Origin of the sequence: Vibrio sp. 10N.222.55.A1 (assembly GCF_041473835.1) — a bacterium.
GTDB classification, from domain to species: Bacteria; Pseudomonadota; Gammaproteobacteria; order Enterobacterales; family Vibrionaceae; genus Vibrio; species Vibrio crassostreae_C.
Genome location: NZ_JBFRSX010000015.1, coordinates 1 through 17,147, shown reverse-complemented (window position 1 = coordinate 17,147; position 17,147 = coordinate 1). Strand labels below are relative to the sequence as shown.

Genomic DNA, 17,147 nt, shown 5'->3' with positions numbered 1-17,147 from the left:
CTGATTTGGGAGGGGCTAGGGATAGTGATGATGAAATTCGGATATTTTGACGATAAAAACAAAGAATACGTAGCAACCACGCCGTGCACACCAATCAAATGGTGTAACTATGTTGGCACATTAGATTTCGGTGGCATTGTTGATAGCAACGGTGGCGTGTTGTTGTGTAAGGGCGATCCGGCACTGAACCGTATCACCAAGTACATTGCACAACTGCCAAACTCAGACTTCAAAGGCTCGACCCTATACCTCAAGGTGCGTGACGAAGCGGGTAACGTAGAGGTGTTCTCACCTTTCTATACACCGACTCTGAAGCCGCTTGATAAGTTTGAAAACCACACTGGCTTGTCTTACACCACCATCATTGCAGAAGCGTTTGGTGTGCGTTGTGAAGCGACATTCTTCGTGCCAAAAGCTGACCAAGTGCTGTTACAAGACATCAAAGTCACCAACATTTCAGATAAAGCCCTGCACGTTGATGTGGTTCCTGTGTATGAGTTCACACACTTTGATGCGCTTAAGCAGCTACTTAATGCTGATTGGGTTCCACAAACCATGACGCTGAAAGCGCACCAGCAAGAGTCGGGTCATACTGTGCTTGAGCAGTATGCCTTCATGAAGCGCGACTACGCGGTAAATCTGATGACAGCGGATCGCCCTGCGACGTCGTTTGATGGTGATCGCCAATCATTCCTTGGTCAATTTGGTTACGGCACATGGGCTGCCCCGCAAGCGTTAGAAAACGATGAGCTTGGCAATACTGAGTGTTTGCGTGGTGACAACATTGGCGCGCTTAACCTGCGTTTGGGTTGGTTATCTCCAGAGCAGACAGAACGTACGGTCGTACAAATCGCGCAAGAACAGAGCCTAGAAGCTGCACTTCCTCTGCTGGCTAAATATCGTGACCATCAAGTGGTTGATTCAGCTTTCGCTGAACTGGCTGAACATTGGGATGGTTACCTACAAGCGGTTCAGGTTGAAACGCCAGACCCTGCTATGAACTCGATGCTTAACGTACATAACCCACGTCAGTGTCACACCACTAAAAACTGGTCTCGTTACCTGTCTCTGTACCAGCTTGGCTATGGCGCACGTGGCATCGGTTTCCGTGATTCTTCGCAAGATACGTTGGGCGTGATTACTCATATGCCAGAAGAGGCGCGTGAGTTCATTGAGCGCTTACTATCAGTGCAAAACATCAATGGTTCTGCGATGCACCAGTTCTTCCCATCAACCATGGAAGCGAACGCGGGTGACTCACGTGAAGAGGAAGATCGTCCGGATTACTACGGCGACGATCATCTGTGGATCATCTACGCAGTCACTCAATATGTGAAAGAGACAGGCAATGCTGATTTCTTGAACAAAGTGATTCCGTTCTATCAAAAAGACAAAGCGGGCAACCCTGTGGAAACAGGCACCGTTTGGGATCACTTGTGTCGCGCGATCGAGTTTACCTACACCAATACGGGTGAGCACGGCCTACCGTTATTAGGTTTTGCAGACTGGAATGACACGGTGAACCTGCCAACGGGTGCTGAGTCGATGATGGTCGCTAACATGTACGGTAAAGCCCTGCTTGATATGCTCGACCTCTGTGAGTTACGCGGTGAGGAACAGCTGACCGCTCAGTTCAAAGAGCAATACCAACAAATGCAGAGCACAGTGAATGAGTGCGGTTGGGATGGCGAATGGTTTGTGCGTTACTTTGATGAGCAAGGCCTGCCAATTGGTTCTCACAAGAATGAACAAGGGCAGATCTACACTAACGGTCAAAGCTGGCCTGTGATTTCTGGTTTCGCGACACAAGAACGTGCCACACAAGCGCTAGATTCGGTTTACAACAAGCTGAACACGACCAATGGTATCAAGCTTTCAACTCCAGGCTACAACGGCTTTGATCCACAACTTGGTGGCGTTTCGACATATCCACCGGGTGCGAAAGAGAACGGCGGTATCTTCCTGCATTCCAACCCTTGGGTGATGATCGCGGAAGCGAAAATGGGCAACGGCGAGCGTGCTTATGAGTACTACCGTCAAATTAATCCGGCTTCTAAGAACGACGATATTGATACCTTCGAATCTGAGCCATACTGCTACCCACAAAACATTCTGGGTGACGAGCACAAACAGTTCGGTTTAGGACGTAATGCATGGCTTTCAGGTACTTCATCTTGGACTTACGTGGCGGGTACGCAGTGGATTCTGGGTGTTCGACCTGAAGTGGATGGTTTGCTGGTGGATCCTTGTATTCCTGCTGAGTGGCCTGAATTCAAAGTGCGTCGTCAGTTCCGTGGCGCGACCTACAATATCCATGTTACCAACCCAAATAACGTGTGTAAGGGAGTGGCAGAGATGAAGGTCAACGGTGACCTAATTTCAGGTAATAAAGCGCCAGTGTTTACCTCTGGTGAGCACACCATCGAGGTGATTTTAGGTTAACAAAGAGAAGGGCGCTTTATGCGCCCTTTATTGCTTCTTTAGTTTGGTTCTTTCGTTGCGTTGTTTCGTTAGCAATGCGTTCTCTGGGGGCTGATTTCGCATTCAGCGGCTGTCTTACTTTGCTTGCCTTAGTTGGGTTGATAGTTGGCTTGGCATTGCCAAGTAAAGGTCTGAGATTGGTTCGGGCTAAGTGTCAATAAGCCGATCTGGTTATTGAACGCATCAGCTGGGCAAGTCATTGGTTCTATTGCAATACTTTGCTCGCTAGTTGGCGTGTAAAGCTGAACGAATGGGTAGCTTTCATCTTGTTGGTAGCGAATTGCGGCAGACGAATCTGAGCGCGTAAACGCAAGTTGGTTGGTTGTCTTGGAATCAAATTCAAAGCAGTGATTTAAGCTTTGATTGGTCAGTGAATCGTCCAAAGACAAACGGTCAAAAGCGTGTTTTTCACCATTGGGTAAGTCGTTTTCGTGTATGACCTCAGAGCAAGGCGACATAGCGAGTCCACATTGTGCTAGCTCAGTGCCGAGTGAAAAGTAAGGGTGCCAAGCATCACCGAATGGGAAGGCTGAATCACCCAGATTAGAGACGGTCGTTGAGGAAGAGAGTCTACCCGTTGTGTCGATAGTGAAGGTGACTTCAAGGTTAAAAGCGAACGGGAAAGCAGGGTGTAAAGATGATGTCTGATATTGCAGCGTCACACTGGCTGATTTTTCATTGGCTGCGCTGTTTTTGATTGAAAAAGGTTGGTTGTAGAGCAAGCCATGTACGGCGTGATCAGACCAAGGGAAGTTAGCTGGGAGTTGATGGTTTTGGTTGTCGAAACTGTAGCGACCTAAGTTTAAACGATTTGGAAAAGGGAATAATTTAGCACTGCGGGAAAAGAACGGATGTTGGTTGATCAGTTCATCATAATTCTGATAGCCACAAATAAAAGAGAATGGACTGTTATTTACAATGTATTTATTTATAACAGCACCAAACCCATTGATTATTTGAAGTTCTATACCATGCTGCTGATTTATTAATGTGACAGAGTCAATATTTCCAAATTTTTCATTTATAATTTTAAACATGTTGATGTCTCCATTTTTAAAAGATATTAACAAGAAGAAAAAAATATTCAATGGCGGTTTTAAAATGAATAATAAAATTCCATATACGAGCTACTCAGGAAATTCAGAACACTTGTGTAAAAAAGGTGATGCAGTTGAATTTATTCAACCTTGGTACACGCCAATTTCGACTACACCAGAAAATACCGGTATGGCAGTCGGCGGAATTGGTAACACATTTACACTCACACCAAACGGCAACACGCCGAACTTCAGCTTTATTCCGGGAATATTTGTCGATTGTTCAGAGCAAGCTATTAATTTTAATGATTTTTATGCGTCAGTGATGAATGTGCCAACCATCGACACGCTGAAAGTTCTTAATGAACAAGAGTTAAGCGTTCACCTGAACTTTTATCCGGCTTTGTTCGATGGCAAAAAGATTGAAAGTCGAGAAATGTCGAATGCGATTAGTCTCATTCAAGCAGCATTAAAAAATGGTCGCTTCTACCAAGAAAATAAAGATAACTTTACAAAATGGAACGTTGAATTTTCAAATAAGACTCAATTATTGATTGAAGAAGATTCATCTTCGATTATTTGTCAATTATATGTAGCCTTAGATTTCTTTAATGGTTTATTAATAAATGATACAACGAGATTATTATCACTCACTGCGGGTGATAATAATGATATGGATAATATCAATGGCCGTGATATAGATAGTGTTAATGGCAAGGATATAGAATATCAAGCTTTGTATCCATTAGCTGAATATAAATACAGTAGCTTCGAAGATATTAATATAAAGCGTAAGGTCGTCTCTCCGATCGTTAAAGAGAACAAACGCCTTTGCTCTTTACCGATGCACTGGAATCACTTCGAATTAACCAATAATTCATCGCAAACACGCGTGATTACGTTTGCTCAGCCTCTACAAAACTTGATTGGTTCAACCTACCAAAAAGGCCGTGATGGTATTCAGGATTCGGCATGTACCTTGTCTCAAAATCCGATTGCTCAGCAGCATGAAGTGGTTAACTTAAAGGGTGAAAGACACAGCTTTACGGGTGTTCAATTGTCTAGCCAATCGCCTTATCAAAGCGATATTGAAGGCGAAGTGGTGTTTGGTGTTCAAGCGGATAACCATTTGACTGAATCTGGTAAGGTTTCGATTTCTGTCAAACCAACGCTTTATACCTCTAAGACAGCTCAGCAAACAGAGTTCGCACTGAAAACAGGCCGTACCAACGCGGAATTCCAAACAGGAATTTACACGGGGCGTGAAGCATTGAGCGCATTGGTCGTGGTTCAGGTTGAGTTGGAGCCGGGCGAATCCGTTGACCTGCGTTTCGCACAGGTGATGGCACACAGTAAAGTTATGCTCAATGGCTGGCACTCAGACAAGGCTTACACGCAATTCTACCCACAAGCAAAGCCTGCCTTACCGATGTTACAAGATGTTTTGCCAAAGCTTGAGGTGATTGAGCAGAAGATTATTGAGCAACAGATCGCTTTCCTAGAGCAAGCTCAAAGCAAAATATCACAGCCTGAATCAGCGCTGCGCTATGCGACGATGGCGATGAACTCACTATCGTTTTTAGCCGAATCTACGGTATGGGATAAAGAAGATAAGTTCCTAGTGAAAGAGTGTGTTGATTACCCATTCTTTAACTCTCTGGATGTGTATTTTTACGGCTCATTTTCACTGCTTTACTTGCTGCCGGAGCTTGATGGCTGCGTAATGAAAGAGTTCTCAAAAGCGATTTTGGCTGAAGACTTCACTCAGCGCCGTTACTGGGAATATGAAGCGACCCCGAATGCTGAATTGATTGATGAAAAGTACCAAGGTGTGCGTGCGATTCGAGGTGCAGTAATCCACGATTTGGGTAGCCCGTTCGACATTCAGCCTGACGCGTATAGCTGGCATAATGTTAAGGAATGGAAGGACTTAGCGCCGAAATACATTCTGATGGTGTACCGCCATTATCAAAACACCCAAGATCTCTCTGTGGTTAATGAGTGCTGGCAAGCGGTAACTGAAAGCATCGATTTCTTATCGAATTTGATCGCTGAGGGTGACGATTTACCACTAACCCGAGGCACAGACGATACCTTTGATAACCTAGCTTCTCACGGCATCTCTATTTATTGTGCGAGCCTGTGGGTTGCTGGCCTGCAAGCCGCGAGCGAACTTGCACAATTGATGGGTGAAAGCGAGCGAGCTAGCGGTTACTTAACGCGTTCTAAAAAGGCGTTAGCCACGGTTGAGCAAAGCTTGTGGGATGACAAAGAGGGTTACTACCACTTCTTCGTGACGCCAGTTCAAGCCAAGCATCTAACGGGTGAAGGCTACCAAGCTCTGGAAACCTTAGGCCTAACTTTGACGGGCGATGCGATTGCCGATAAGAACACGCTTAATACCTATCTCAATGAAACAGATACTTCAATCAGCATCAGCAAGGTGTCTCAAAGAGTATCTAAGAAGCGCTTATTGAGCGAGACCGCGCCTCAAGCCTTTACACAAGACTACTTAGATTTAGTACCTGATTCAGACAACAGCTTTGGCGATGCTTTATTGGCTGACAGCTACCTAAAGCTCATCGGTTTAGAAGGTATTTTCCCGCAAGAGAACATCCAACGCGCACTAGACTATGTTTATAAGCATAACTTCGAAATTAACAGCCCTAAGCTTGGGGTTGCGAATATGACGTTGGCCGATGGTTCGCCGCATGAGGCATTTCAGGCTCAAGATGTGTGGATTGGTGTGCAGTTTAGTGTCGCAACGGCGTTGAGTCTGGCAGGTAAAAACCAGCAAGCAGAAACATTGATGGATACCGTGTATACCGCACTCTATGACTATTCAAAAATTCCATTTGCAGCGCCAGAAGGGTTCAATTGCTCTGTGTCTGTCAATGAGAAATATCTTATAGAAGCCTTTAAATTGACGCAAAATGATGCGAAAAACTGGCTAAGTGTACTTAAATATCAAAACTGTGTGCTGTCTGACGGTCGGATCAATCCAACATTGACGAAAGATACTGATAATTTTGTTAAAATGGTGAGCGGTGAAATTCCGTTAGAAAAGCTGGCAGGCTTACACAAATGGTTACTGAGTACTGGCTTGAAATATACGGCTGGTCGTTACTTTAGACCGGGGATGATCTTCGCCTACTTGTATTAACTTAATGACACGATTTTCAGCTAAAGCAGTGGTATGCAGGTTGAAACTGATGGGGAGCTTAAAGCTCCCCGAATGTCACTTGATTAGGGGTTCGAGATGCGCACTAAAACAAAAAAAACAACAGTATACGATGTAGCAAAACTGGCTGGTGTTTCTCCCAGCACAGTTTCTCGTTTTCTTAATCGAACCACTTATGTGTCGGATGATAAAAGCCAGAACATCGAGCAAGCGATTAAAGACACTGGCTACAAACCTAATTTTCAAATGCAAGAAAACACCAACCGACGTTCACTCACCATTGGTGTGTTGGTGCAACACCCTGACAGCCCTTATACCAGCCGTATTCTCAATGACATGGAGAAAACACTGATCGCTCAAGGTTATTCGTTAGTAATCGCGACAGGGCATTGGCAGAAAAAGTTAGAAATGCACGCGTTGGAGTATCTCGCAAAAAGTAACGTGGATGGCATGATCATCGTGACAGGAAGCATTACTCAAGAAGAGATTACCAAGTATGCACAAGACATTCCTATCGTGATGGTTGGCTACGATTTTGTTGAGAATAACGTCCGCTCCATCAACATTGATAACGTGTTGGGCGGCTACATGGCAACCTTACATTTACTGCAACAAGGGCATGTGAATATTGCTCATATTAAGGGACTTTCAAGTCAACCTGATTCGGGAAATCGCTTTGAAGGCTATAAGAAAGCACTTCAAGAGGCGGGCATAAAAGTGATGCCAAAACTCGTTAAACAGGGTGATTTCAGTAGTGAGTCTGGCTACGAGAAAACGGTAGAGTTGATTGAATCTAAGGTTCACTTCTCCGCCTTGTTTGCTGCAAATGACCAAACGGCTTACGGGGCGATTAAGGCGCTGTCTGACCACGGTTATAAAGTGCCAGAAGATGTGTCAGTGATTGGGTTTGATGACTTGCCAACGTCTAAGTATTTCACACCTGCGTTAACAACATTAAGGCAGCCAATTGAAGAGATTGGAGAGGTGTGTGCTCAGTCGATTTTGAACTTACTTTCAGGTGAGAGGCATGAAGCACGACTACCACCGATAGATTTAATCGTCAGAGAGTCGACCAAGTCTCTGTATCGTTAGTTGTGAAATGATTGAATCATAGGGAGTTACAGTCAAAGACACATTATTTCCCTTCAGAAACGAAAAATGTCGCATCCATGCGACATTTTTCTTTTGGCGGCCAAACCAGTTTTGCTATATCCATTCTAGATTTCAATCCATTCTACTCTTCATACTTGAAGCTGCAGCGTTGTTAACTGCCTAAGTTCACCCTAATCACATAGAACCCCTATGCTCATAGGGCTGAACTTATTTGTTGCCTAGCTGCAACTCCAATTATTTTGAGTATCGATAAATATTCAGAATGTACATATAAGACGCTGTTAATGTTGATTAGTTCCCTTTATGCGGCATTTTTTTTCGATTTATCTTCTAAGTCGAATGACGCAGCGATTAACTTCTTGGTGTAGTCATTTTTCGGCGCATTGAAAATCTCTTCGGCAGACCCTTCTTCCATCACTTCACCCTTCTGCATCACCAGTACACGATCCGACAGTGCTTTTACTACCGAGAGATCGTGGCTGATGAACAGAAAGCCGATATTGTGCTTGGCTTGAATGTCTTTTAGCAGGTCAATCACGGTCAGTTGTACTGAGCGATCGAGTGCTGAAGTTGGTTCATCCAGCAAAATGAAAGAGGGCTCTAGAATCAGTGCGCGAGCAATCGCGATACGTTGTCTTTGCCCGCCAGAGAACTCATGTGGATAACGGTTTATTGAATTCGGCTCTAAGCGAACTTCAATCAATGCTTTGCGCGCTCTTTCTAAACGTTCTTGCTTGGATAGATGAGGTTGATGCACCGTTAAGCCTTCGGTGATGATTTCCCCAACGGTCATGCGTGGTGATAAAGAACCATAAGGATCTTGGAACACCATTTGGACATCTTTCTTGAGCTTGTGACGCTCTTTATCATTTAATAAGCTAACGTCTTGGCCTTTGTAAACAATACGTCCGGTACTTGGCAGCAAGCCGATTAATGCACGTCCAAGGGTCGATTTACCTGACCCTGATTCACCCACAATGCCTAGCGTTTCGCCTTGTTTAAGATTCAACGAAATGCCTTTTACGGCTTCGAAGTACTGACTTTTACTCTTGATGAAATGTGATTTAACCAAGAACTGAACTCGGATGTCGTCAGCAGACAATAGCTCTGGGGCTGACGCCTCAACAGGAACCTTAGCGCCTTTCGGAATCGAGTTAATGAGCATTCTTGTGTAATCATGTTTAGGACTATCGAACAAAGATTGAGTCATCCCTTCTTCTACGAGCTCACCTTTACACATCACTAGCACGCGGTCTGCAAAGTGTTTCACCACACCTAAGTCATGGGTGATGAACAAAATTGCCATTCCCATCTTGCCTTGGATCTCTTTGATAAGAGCAAGCACTTCAGCTTGAACCGTTACATCTAATGCAGTTGTAGGCTCGTCAGCAATCAGGATATCCGGTTCATTAATCAGCGCCATTGCGATCATGATGCGTTGCAGCTGACCACCCGAAAATTCGTGAGGGTACTTGGTGTACGACTTTTCTGGCATTGGCAAGTGCGCAAGATTAAACAGCTCAATCACTCGCTGTTTGGCTTTAGACTTTGACACTTTACGATGACACATAATAGCTTCTGCCACTTGAATGCCAACACGAAGGTAAGGATTGAGAGAGGTCATCGGTTCCTGAAAGATCATGCCGATTCTATCGCCACGAATCGACTGCATTTCTCGCTCAGTTTTCCCAAGAATCGATTGTCCCTCAAACTCGATGTCTGATTGTTTATCAATAATCGCGTTATCAGGAAGCAAACGCATAAGCGCGTTGGAAGAGACGGATTTCCCTGAACCTGATTCACCAACAATGGCCAAGGTTTCGCTTGAGTTAAGGGTAAAGTTAACCTTTTTGACCGCATCAATGATTCCATCATTGGTTGTGAAACTAACGGAGAGGTTATTGACTTTAAGTATGGCCCGGTCCGACATGATATATCCTTATCAATTTAAGACATTAGGTGAAGATTGAACTTCTGACGTTGTTTTAAGTTGCCCAAAATGGTGATGAGCACGTTGAATTTGTTCTAGTTCGAGCATCCAATGCGAACTGCGCTGAGCGCTGCAAAAAGCGATCAGGTGATTGAGTAAATCTTCGCTCTGCTTTTCCAATAACCCAAAGGTACGTTGAATCAGCTCAGTGTTCTCAAGAGAGATAAATTGCATCAGAGCGTAAGATTGATTCAAGGTATCGAAGGCTTGTTGATGCTGACCTAATCGGTTGAGTATCTCTGATTGAGCGACACTTGCGTCTCTTAACCCGGCAAGCAGGCAGGCAAATTGGCAAGGCTTAATATCGCTTTGGTATGCTGCATCTTGGATGTGATGAGGAAGTGAGGTTAGAACATCACCATACAGGCGCTGTGCTTCAGGCCAGTGACCTTGTTCCATTAACTGTTCAGCTTTTAGGTAGTGCATCCAGCATCGTTCAATTTCCATATCCACATCCTCAATTTATAATATCTGAAAATGTTAATGATATTTATTATCAATTGCAAATTAAAATCATTCACATGTTAAGTTGGTGAATTAAATAACGAGCTATTCCTAAAAATGGCTTAAATTGTGTGTTATTTGTTCAGTTGAACAGCTGTGTAGCGTAAGTCACTAAATTTGTAGGAAATTACATCTACACTGATTTTATCTACACCCAAGTAATGAAGGACTAAGGAGGCGGCGATGGCGATGCAAAGACTCAATACAGAACAGCTGTATCAGGTGGCGGATTTAGACAAGCTACCATGTAAGTCGACCAAAGAACTGGCTCCAATTGACGAAATCGTCGGGCAGGAACGGGCACAAAAAGCCGTTGAGTTCGCGATGTCAATCAAGGAAAAGGGTTACAACATTTATGCGATAGGGCGAAATGGTCTGGGTAAACGCACCATGATCTTGCGCTATCTGAACCGTCACCCTCAAGAAGTGCAGGAGCTTTTTGATTGGTGTTATATCGCGAACTTTGAAGATATTCGTACACCTAAGGTACTGAAATTGCCGCGTGGCGTTGGCAGCAGTTTAAAGCAAGATATTGAAAAATTGATGCGTAAACTGCTGAAAGGTATGCCTCTAGCGTTTGATAACGAGATGTACTTTAGCCGTGCTGACAGGCTTAAAAATCAACTGGCAGCTAAGCAACAAGCCGCGTTAGAAAGCATTAGTCAAGAAGCGAAAGACAAAGGCATTAACCTGACGATTACCACTCAGGGTGATTACCAATTTGTGGCAATGAATGGTGATGATCTTCATACCGAAGAGAGCTTCGATCTGCTTTCGCCGGAAGAACAAGATCAATTTGATAAAACCATTGATGGATTGGAAGTCGGCCTACGAACCATTTCTCGCGAACTGACGGAACTTGAAGAGACGTACACTGAGAAAATTCAAAAGCTGAATGATGATACGGCGCGAGACGTGATCACTCACTTCATCAAGCAATTGAAGAAGGATTACAGCCAATATCCAGACATCAAAAAGTACCTAACGGCACTGCGTAAAGACATTGTCGACAACGCTGACATCTTCTTAGAAGAGAGCACGGAGCAAGCAGAAGTTGCAACGGCCTCTTTGGATAAGAAAATGCCGCGTCGCTACAAGGTTAACGTGATTGTGAGCCAAAAGGAGGAGACTCTGCCGATCGTGGTGGAAGAGAATCCAAATTATCACTCTCTGTTTGGCTATGTAGAAACGGCGACGTTCAAGGGTACTGTCTTTACTGACTTCTCATTGATTCGCGCAGGTAGCTTACACAGAGCTAACGGTGGCGTATTGCTGATGGATGCGGTGAAGGTACTTGAGCAGCCGTACGTTTGGGAAGGCTTGAAACGAGCGCTGCGTTCACGTCAATTGAGCTTCACTTCATTAGAGAAAGAGGTGACCTTAACGGGCGCGGTATCGCTTGATCCAGAGCCGATTCCATTGGACGTCAAGATCATCCTGTTTGGCGACTACCGAACTTACCAACTGCTGCAACACTACGATGCAGAGTTTGGTGAATTGTTCCGTGTGACGGCCGATTTTGAAGATGAGATGAAGCGTACTCCCGATTCTGAAATGCACTACGCGCGCTTTATTTCGAGTATCGTGCACGACAACAACATGCTGCATTGTGACCGTAAAGCGATCGCTCGCATCATTGAGCACAGCTCTCGTCAGGCGGGTGACCAAGGTAAATTGTCTCTGCACTCGGCACACATTGCTAATCTGCTTCGTGAGTCAAACTACGTGGCGAGAGGTTCAAAGTCGAACCTGATTCGAGCAACACACGTCGACCAAGCGTTATCTAACCAACAGATGCGTGTCGGACGACTGCAAGACAGTGTGATGGAGACGTTTACCAACGGCACAACACTGATCCATGTTGATGGTCAGGCGGTTGGGCAAGTGAATGCTCTGTCTGTATTAAGCACCACCGATCACATGTTCGGTGCGCCAAACCGAATTACTGCCACCACGGCTTACGGCGATGGTGAAGTGATTGATATCGAAAGAAACGTAGACTTAGGTGGCAGCATTCACTCAAAAGGCGTGATGATCTTGTCGGCTTACCTTTCTTCCGTATTTGGCAAGACAGCCAAAGTCCCGCTCACCACTAACATCACCTTCGAACAATCGTATGGTGGCGTCGATGGTGACAGTGCGAGTATGGCTGAGTTCTGTGCGGTGGTGTCAGCGTTTTCTAAGCAGCCAAACCGTCAAGACATCGCGATTACAGGCTCGATGAACCAGTTTGGTGAGTCTCAGCCAATTGGTGGTGTGAACGAGAAAATTGAAGGTTTCTTTGATGTGTGTGAAATCAAAGGGCGTTCAAACGAACAAGGGGTGATCATCCCACGTTCAAATGTTCACAACCTGATGCTGCGTAGCGATATTGTGAAAGCGGTTGAAAAGGGCGAGTTTAATATCTGGGCGATTGACCATGTAACAGAGGCGATTGAACTGTTCACAGGCAAAGCCGCTGGTGAGGCGAGTGATGAGGGTAGCTATCCAATTGATACTATCTTTGGTATCGCCCAAGCTAAACTGAACGCACTGCGCAAATAGTTTGAATATCTAGATAGCTAAACAAATAAACAAACAAACAGCCAAAACGCAAAAGCCATCGATTCTAGAATCGATGGCTTTTTTGTTGGTTGAGGTTTAGTTTGCCAGTGAGCTATTTGTATTTGGTCAGCTTACGGTATTCGGTAAAAGTTGCGTGTTAAATGGTGTTAACCGTTTCGCAAGCAGAGCTTGGTGCCATCGAACTTCAGTTTTGCCAATAAGTGTTTGGCGTTAGCTCTGCCAATATCATCAAATTCGACACCGTATCGAGCGTAGTGCGTCGATTTCTGTAAATTACAGACGATGCCTCGCAATGGCGGAATCAGTGGGCCATTGTAGTTCTCAGGGGTTATCTCAATAGACACGCGATCGGCAATCTGAATCGCACGAGAGGTTGGTGAGGTAACGAAACGACAACCACTTTTCGATAAATCTCGTATCTCACAGTTTGCTCGCTGGTCGTTGAAGATGATTCTTGAAGCCAGATTCACTTCATAGCGTGTTTCTTTACGTAGCTGAGTCACTTGCATCGTGCTTGGTGTAGACAGCACTAGAATAGGGAAGGGTTCACCAATCTTATGGTGAATTTGGCTTCTAAAGTGGATAAGCGCGCCTTCACCTCGTAGAGAATACGCACGAGCGGTCATCCAAAAACCTTCTTGAAAGAAAAAGTTCAGATCTTCATTGGATACCTCGGGAACCTCAACCACAATACAGTTATCACTGTGCGTTCCGATAAACTTGGTGGTGGCGAGAAACTTCGTGCCAACGGGAGTCGAGACATTTAATGTCAGCTCACTGCCGTGCTCAATCATGGCCAGTGCATCAGTGCTATTGATGGTGGAAACGGTGCGATTACGAGGGTCTTGAAGTGCCTGATTATGCTCCAAAGGCTTCTTCAGGGGTGCGTTCATTATATGTTCTCCATGCGCCAACATGCGTCTGTTAGTTATACTGGTAACTTGCTAACAAGGGGTTATTACGTGCTAGATTTAGTAGGTGTACTAACGCAATTTATAGAGTGCTTTTAATTGGTTTGAATTTTATTTATAACCACACGCTATAATAATATTTTCTTTGATTGTAAGTACTTAGTTTTATTTATATGCACTTGCGCTAGTCTATTACAAGGAACTCATACTTCAAACTTTTATTGTTTGTCGTATCAATTATTTGCAGGAGTTGAGAATGCAGGCAGTAAAATGGGATCAAGAAGTGAACCAGATCACGGTAGAGTTAGAACCCAACCAGTTCGCGGTCGTTAAGTATCAAAAGGACGGAGATGTACTACATATCACGTCGACACGCATTCCTGATGAACTGCAAGGCAAGGGCTTTGGGAAGGTGATGATGGAGTCGGTATTGCCTGAAATTGAACAAGCGGGCTTCAAAATTGTGCCGGTTTGTAGCTATGTGGTTCACTACATGAATAGGCAGCCACAGTGGTCACACCTTCTATCCGATAAAGCATAACAACGAGTAATATGTCTCAATCAATATCGTCGAATAATCGAGCTCAACCTGAAGCGGGTTCAAGTCAAAATCAGCCAGAGCTTTATCAACAAGAGCTTTATCAAAATGAGCTTTATCAAAAAATAGCGACCTCGCTGGGTTGTCATGAAGGGTTTGATGTCCAAGTGATTCAACGCCTATGGGGTGGATATGGCGAGTTAGTTCGCTTAGTCTTTTCTCAAGAAAGCAGTGCGGAACTCAAGAGTGTGATTGTTAAACATGTCGCGTTGCCAGATAAAGCTGAACACCCAAAGGGTTGGAATACCAAACTCTCTCACCAACGAAAGGTACACTCTTACCAAGTGGAAACAGCTTGGTATCAGTCATTCACCCAACAATGGGACGAGCGCTGCCCTGTACCTGTTGGGCTGCAATGTGAACTAGAAGAGAATGAGTGGCTGATAGTGATGCAAGACTTAGCGGATATTGGCTTCCCGTTGATCTCTCAGTTTGATGTGCTTGCTGCTTCTGACTATCAGGCACCTAGTTACACACGAGAAGAGCAAAAACAACGCGATGCTTGCCTTAAATGGCTCGCTAACTTTCACGCAAAGCATATCAATATCAATCAAGAGCAGTTGTCATCATTGTGGCAAGTCGGTACTTATTGGCATCTAGATACACGTCCTGATGAGCTCAATGCCTTGGCTGATTTACCATTGAAGAATCAAGCCAAGCACATCGACCGTTTACTCAAAGAGTGTCCATATCAAACCTTAGTCCATGGCGATGCCAAGCTCGCCAATTTTTGTTTTGATTCTGAAAGCGAGCGAGCAGCTGCGGTCGATTTCCAATATGTGGGTTACGGCTGTGCGATGAAAGACGTCGCCTTGTTCATGAGCAGCGCGATTAGGCCACAAGATTGCGCAGAGCTTGAATCAGAAGTACTAGATGCTTACTTCCACTACTTGAAAGAGGCATTGGCGTACTATCAGCCACACCTTTCATTTGATGAGGTAGAAGCAGCATGGCGACCAATGTTTTACGTGGCGTGGGCCGATTTCCAACGTTTCGTAAAAGGCTGGAGCCCAGAGCATTGGAAGATTAACCCTTATACTGAGCAGTTGACCTTACGAGTGCTCACTCAATTAGACGAACAGGAGTCCGTCAATGTTCGATAGAACCGCGAGCTGGAAAACGCCGCAAAACTTTTTATTACTGATTTCGATTGTTGTACCGATCGCGTTTTCGAGCTGGATGGCTTTACTTAATAACTTCGTGATTGAGAAGGCGAACTTTGATGGTGCGGATATTGGCTTGCTGCAAAGTGTGCGTGAGATCCCGGGTTTCTTAGCGTTTACCGTAGTGTTTGTGTTGGCATTCATTCGTGAGCAACGCTTCATGTTGATATCGCTGGCGATGCTCACTGTAGGCACCGCGATTACGGGTCTGTTCCCCTCACTCACTGGATTGTTGCTGACTACCATTTTAATGTCGACGGGCTTTCACTATTTTGAAACGCTGAAGCAGTCTTTGTCACTGCAATGGTTGAGTAAAGAAGAAGCGCCAGAGATGCTAGGTAAGATGATCTCAGTCGGCGCACTGGCATCCTTAATCACTTACGGATCTATCTGGGTGATGCTAGAACAGCTGAAGCTCGACTTTGCTTGGGTGTACGGTATTACTGGCGGTATTGGTTTTATTCTGGTTTTGGTGATGACCTTTGGTTTCCCTGAATTTCAAACCAAGACGCCACAGAATAAGAAGTTGGTGCTGCGAAAGCGTTACTGGCTCTGCTACGCGCTAACGTTTATGAGCGGTGCGAGAAGACAAATCTTCACCGTATTTGCATTATACAGAGTAACTAGACTTGCTTGATATTTGGTAAAGCTCTCTACGTACCGCGCTGTATGGTGCGTGTGTTTTTTTTCTTGCCACATTCTTTACATAATTACTGCTTTATGTAATATATTTTGATTTTTGAGCTCATTCTTTACACTTTCTGTAAGCTCATCATCAGTAATCAATCATTTACCCATGCATTTTTACCTAAAGGCCTCTCAGATTGAGATCGTAACACGCCTTTATCTCATTATGTGTTATCAACCAACAGAATCTGACTTTGGCATGTGAACATTTTACATACTTATCTTCATATATGCTTATCCAGTCCTCAGGTATTTTTGGGGCGGATATGGTGCTAACACTGCATAAATTGCAATGTTAGCAACTACAATATCTATTTTTCATCCTTTGTTAGATGCCATCCTGAGCTATATTTGCATTTATAGGTCCGTAAGCTAATGCCGTGTTCTTCGTAGATGATATCTGCTCTAAGCCGAGCTTCCCGTTTGGAGTGATAAGAGTCCTTGTAAACGCCGTCTCGACCAGTACAACGGCTACATTTTTTACTTGAGGTTTGCCTACTCCGTGGTGATAGATGCCAAAGTCCACACTTAGTGCAATTGTAAGGAGTTAAATCATTGCCATAATGCTCTTTAGAATACTCTGCTGCATTTTGAGCATCATCTTCGGTGTAATATTCAGTTAAGGGTTGGCCGGACATTTTTCCCAAACATGTTTCGCTTTTCATACCGGTATCCTTAAAGCTCTACAACGTTAATATCGGCTTTGCGATATCTTGAAGCAAAGGTTCTTGGATTAAACTGAATTTGAGCAAGGGCACTCTCTACACCACATAGATTAATATTCTCACTGTACTTATATCCGGATTTATTGGCGGAATTCTGGTAAAAGCGCCCCTGAGGATCAATCATCAAGTATGATTCTGTCATCGTAGAGTTAGACTCTGCAAAGACAGGTAACCCCCAGGGCGGGAGCATAC

The 17,147-nt window shown here is 44.5% G+C and carries 11 protein-coding genes and 2 pseudogenes; 7 read left to right on the top strand and 6 right to left on the bottom strand.

Translation table 11 applies throughout. The features are described 5' to 3' along the window. Positions 1 to 27: 27 nt before the first annotated feature. A complete protein-coding gene (locus tag AB4493_RS04440) occupies positions 28 to 2,442 on the top strand; it encodes a GH36-type glycosyl hydrolase domain-containing protein (protein WP_372154567.1) in 2,415 nt (804 codons plus the stop codon). A 128-nt stretch (positions 2,443 to 2,570) separates the two neighbouring features. Here AB4493_RS04440 and AB4493_RS04435 read toward each other — a convergent pair whose 3' ends face one another. Beyond that, the gene (locus AB4493_RS04435) at positions 2,571 to 3,518 is read right to left on the bottom strand and encodes an aldose 1-epimerase (RefSeq protein ID WP_372154566.1); all 948 of its coding nucleotides are present in this window, start codon (positions 3,516 to 3,518) and stop codon (positions 2,571 to 2,573) included. 64 nt (positions 3,519 to 3,582) lie between these two features. Here AB4493_RS04435 and AB4493_RS04430 point away from each other — a divergent pair, with 64 nt between their 5' ends. Further along, positions 3,583 to 6,681 carry a GH116 family glycosyl hydrolase gene (locus AB4493_RS04430; protein ID WP_372154565.1) on the top strand — a complete coding sequence of 1,033 codons (3,099 nt, stop codon included), beginning with the start codon at positions 3,583 to 3,585 and terminating at the stop codon, positions 6,679 to 6,681. Positions 6,682 to 6,777: 96 nt separating this feature from the next. Then, complete coding sequence (locus AB4493_RS04425; protein ID WP_372126514.1) at positions 6,778 to 7,791, top strand: LacI family DNA-binding transcriptional regulator; 1,014 nt, start codon at positions 6,778 to 6,780, stop codon at positions 7,789 to 7,791. Positions 7,792 to 8,113: 322 nt separating this feature from the next. Here the strand turns inward: AB4493_RS04425 and AB4493_RS04420 are convergent, their stop codons facing one another. Beyond that, the gene (locus AB4493_RS04420; protein WP_372154564.1) at positions 8,114 to 9,742 is read right to left on the bottom strand and encodes an ABC transporter ATP-binding protein; all 1,629 of its coding nucleotides are present in this window, start codon (positions 9,740 to 9,742) and stop codon (positions 8,114 to 8,116) included. 12 nt (positions 9,743 to 9,754) lie between these two features. Beyond that, entirely contained in the window at positions 9,755 to 10,249 is a 495-nt protein-coding gene (locus AB4493_RS04415; protein ID WP_029235272.1) for a hypothetical protein, read from the bottom strand. 240 nt (positions 10,250 to 10,489) lie between these two features. Between AB4493_RS04415 and AB4493_RS04410 the strand changes: the two genes are divergently transcribed. Further along, positions 10,490 to 12,850, top strand: coding sequence for a Lon protease family protein (locus tag AB4493_RS04410; protein WP_017061577.1), 2,361 nt, complete (start codon positions 10,490 to 10,492; stop codon positions 12,848 to 12,850). Positions 12,851 to 13,017: 167 nt separating this feature from the next. Here the strand turns inward: AB4493_RS04410 and AB4493_RS04405 are convergent, their stop codons facing one another. Then, a complete protein-coding gene (locus tag AB4493_RS04405) occupies positions 13,018 to 13,764 on the bottom strand; it encodes a flagellar brake protein (protein ID WP_017065025.1) in 747 nt (248 codons plus the stop codon). 274 nt (positions 13,765 to 14,038) lie between these two features. Here AB4493_RS04405 and AB4493_RS04400 point away from each other — a divergent pair, with 274 nt between their 5' ends. The 3 genes and pseudogenes from AB4493_RS04400 to AB4493_RS04390 form a co-directional block, all read left to right on the top strand. Beyond that, complete coding sequence (locus tag AB4493_RS04400) at positions 14,039 to 14,323, top strand: GNAT family N-acetyltransferase (RefSeq protein ID WP_004732803.1); 285 nt, start codon at positions 14,039 to 14,041, stop codon at positions 14,321 to 14,323. A gap of 11 nt (positions 14,324 to 14,334) precedes the next feature. Continuing rightward, entirely contained in the window at positions 14,335 to 15,483 is a 1,149-nt protein-coding gene (locus AB4493_RS04395; RefSeq protein ID WP_372154563.1) for a phosphotransferase, read from the top strand. Further along, a pseudogene (locus tag AB4493_RS04390) lies at positions 15,473 to 16,153 on the top strand (MFS transporter); the annotation flags it as partial. The gene AB4493_RS04395 and the pseudogene AB4493_RS04390, both read left to right, overlap by 11 nt. A 388-nt stretch (positions 16,154 to 16,541) precedes the next feature. On the opposite strand, the gene AB4493_RS04385 reads toward AB4493_RS04390, so the two are convergent. Both AB4493_RS04385 and AB4493_RS04380 read right to left on the bottom strand, forming a co-directional pair. After that, entirely contained in the window at positions 16,542 to 16,895 is a 354-nt protein-coding gene (locus AB4493_RS04385; protein ID WP_372154562.1) for a hypothetical protein, read from the bottom strand. 10 nt (positions 16,896 to 16,905) lie between these two features. Continuing rightward, a pseudogene (locus AB4493_RS04380) lies at positions 16,906 to 17,147 on the bottom strand (radical SAM protein); the annotation flags it as partial.

Bases quoted from the DNA above. Each gene is read 5' to 3' on its own strand.
- AB4493_RS04440 (WP_372154567.1), top strand. From the start codon at position 28: ATGATGAAATTCGGATATTTTGACGATAAAAACAAAGAATACGTAGCA.
- AB4493_RS04435 (WP_372154566.1), bottom strand. From the start codon at position 3,518: ATGTTTAAAATTATAAATGAAAAATTTGGAAATATTGACTCTGTCACA.
- AB4493_RS04430 (WP_372154565.1), top strand. From the start codon at position 3,583: ATGAATAATAAAATTCCATATACGAGCTACTCAGGAAATTCAGAACAC.
- AB4493_RS04425 (WP_372126514.1), top strand. From the start codon at position 6,778: ATGCGCACTAAAACAAAAAAAACAACAGTATACGATGTAGCAAAACTG.
- AB4493_RS04420 (WP_372154564.1), bottom strand. From the start codon at position 9,742: ATGTCGGACCGGGCCATACTTAAAGTCAATAACCTCTCCGTTAGTTTC.
- AB4493_RS04415 (WP_029235272.1), bottom strand. From the start codon at position 10,249: ATGGAAATTGAACGATGCTGGATGCACTACCTAAAAGCTGAACAGTTA.
- AB4493_RS04410 (WP_017061577.1), top strand. From the start codon at position 10,490: ATGGCGATGCAAAGACTCAATACAGAACAGCTGTATCAGGTGGCGGAT.
- AB4493_RS04405 (WP_017065025.1), bottom strand. From the start codon at position 13,764: ATGAACGCACCCCTGAAGAAGCCTTTGGAGCATAATCAGGCACTTCAA.
- AB4493_RS04400 (WP_004732803.1), top strand. From the start codon at position 14,039: ATGCAGGCAGTAAAATGGGATCAAGAAGTGAACCAGATCACGGTAGAG.
- AB4493_RS04395 (WP_372154563.1), top strand. From the start codon at position 14,335: ATGTCTCAATCAATATCGTCGAATAATCGAGCTCAACCTGAAGCGGGT.
- AB4493_RS04385 (WP_372154562.1), bottom strand. From the start codon at position 16,895: ATGAAAAGCGAAACATGTTTGGGAAAAATGTCCGGCCAACCCTTAACT.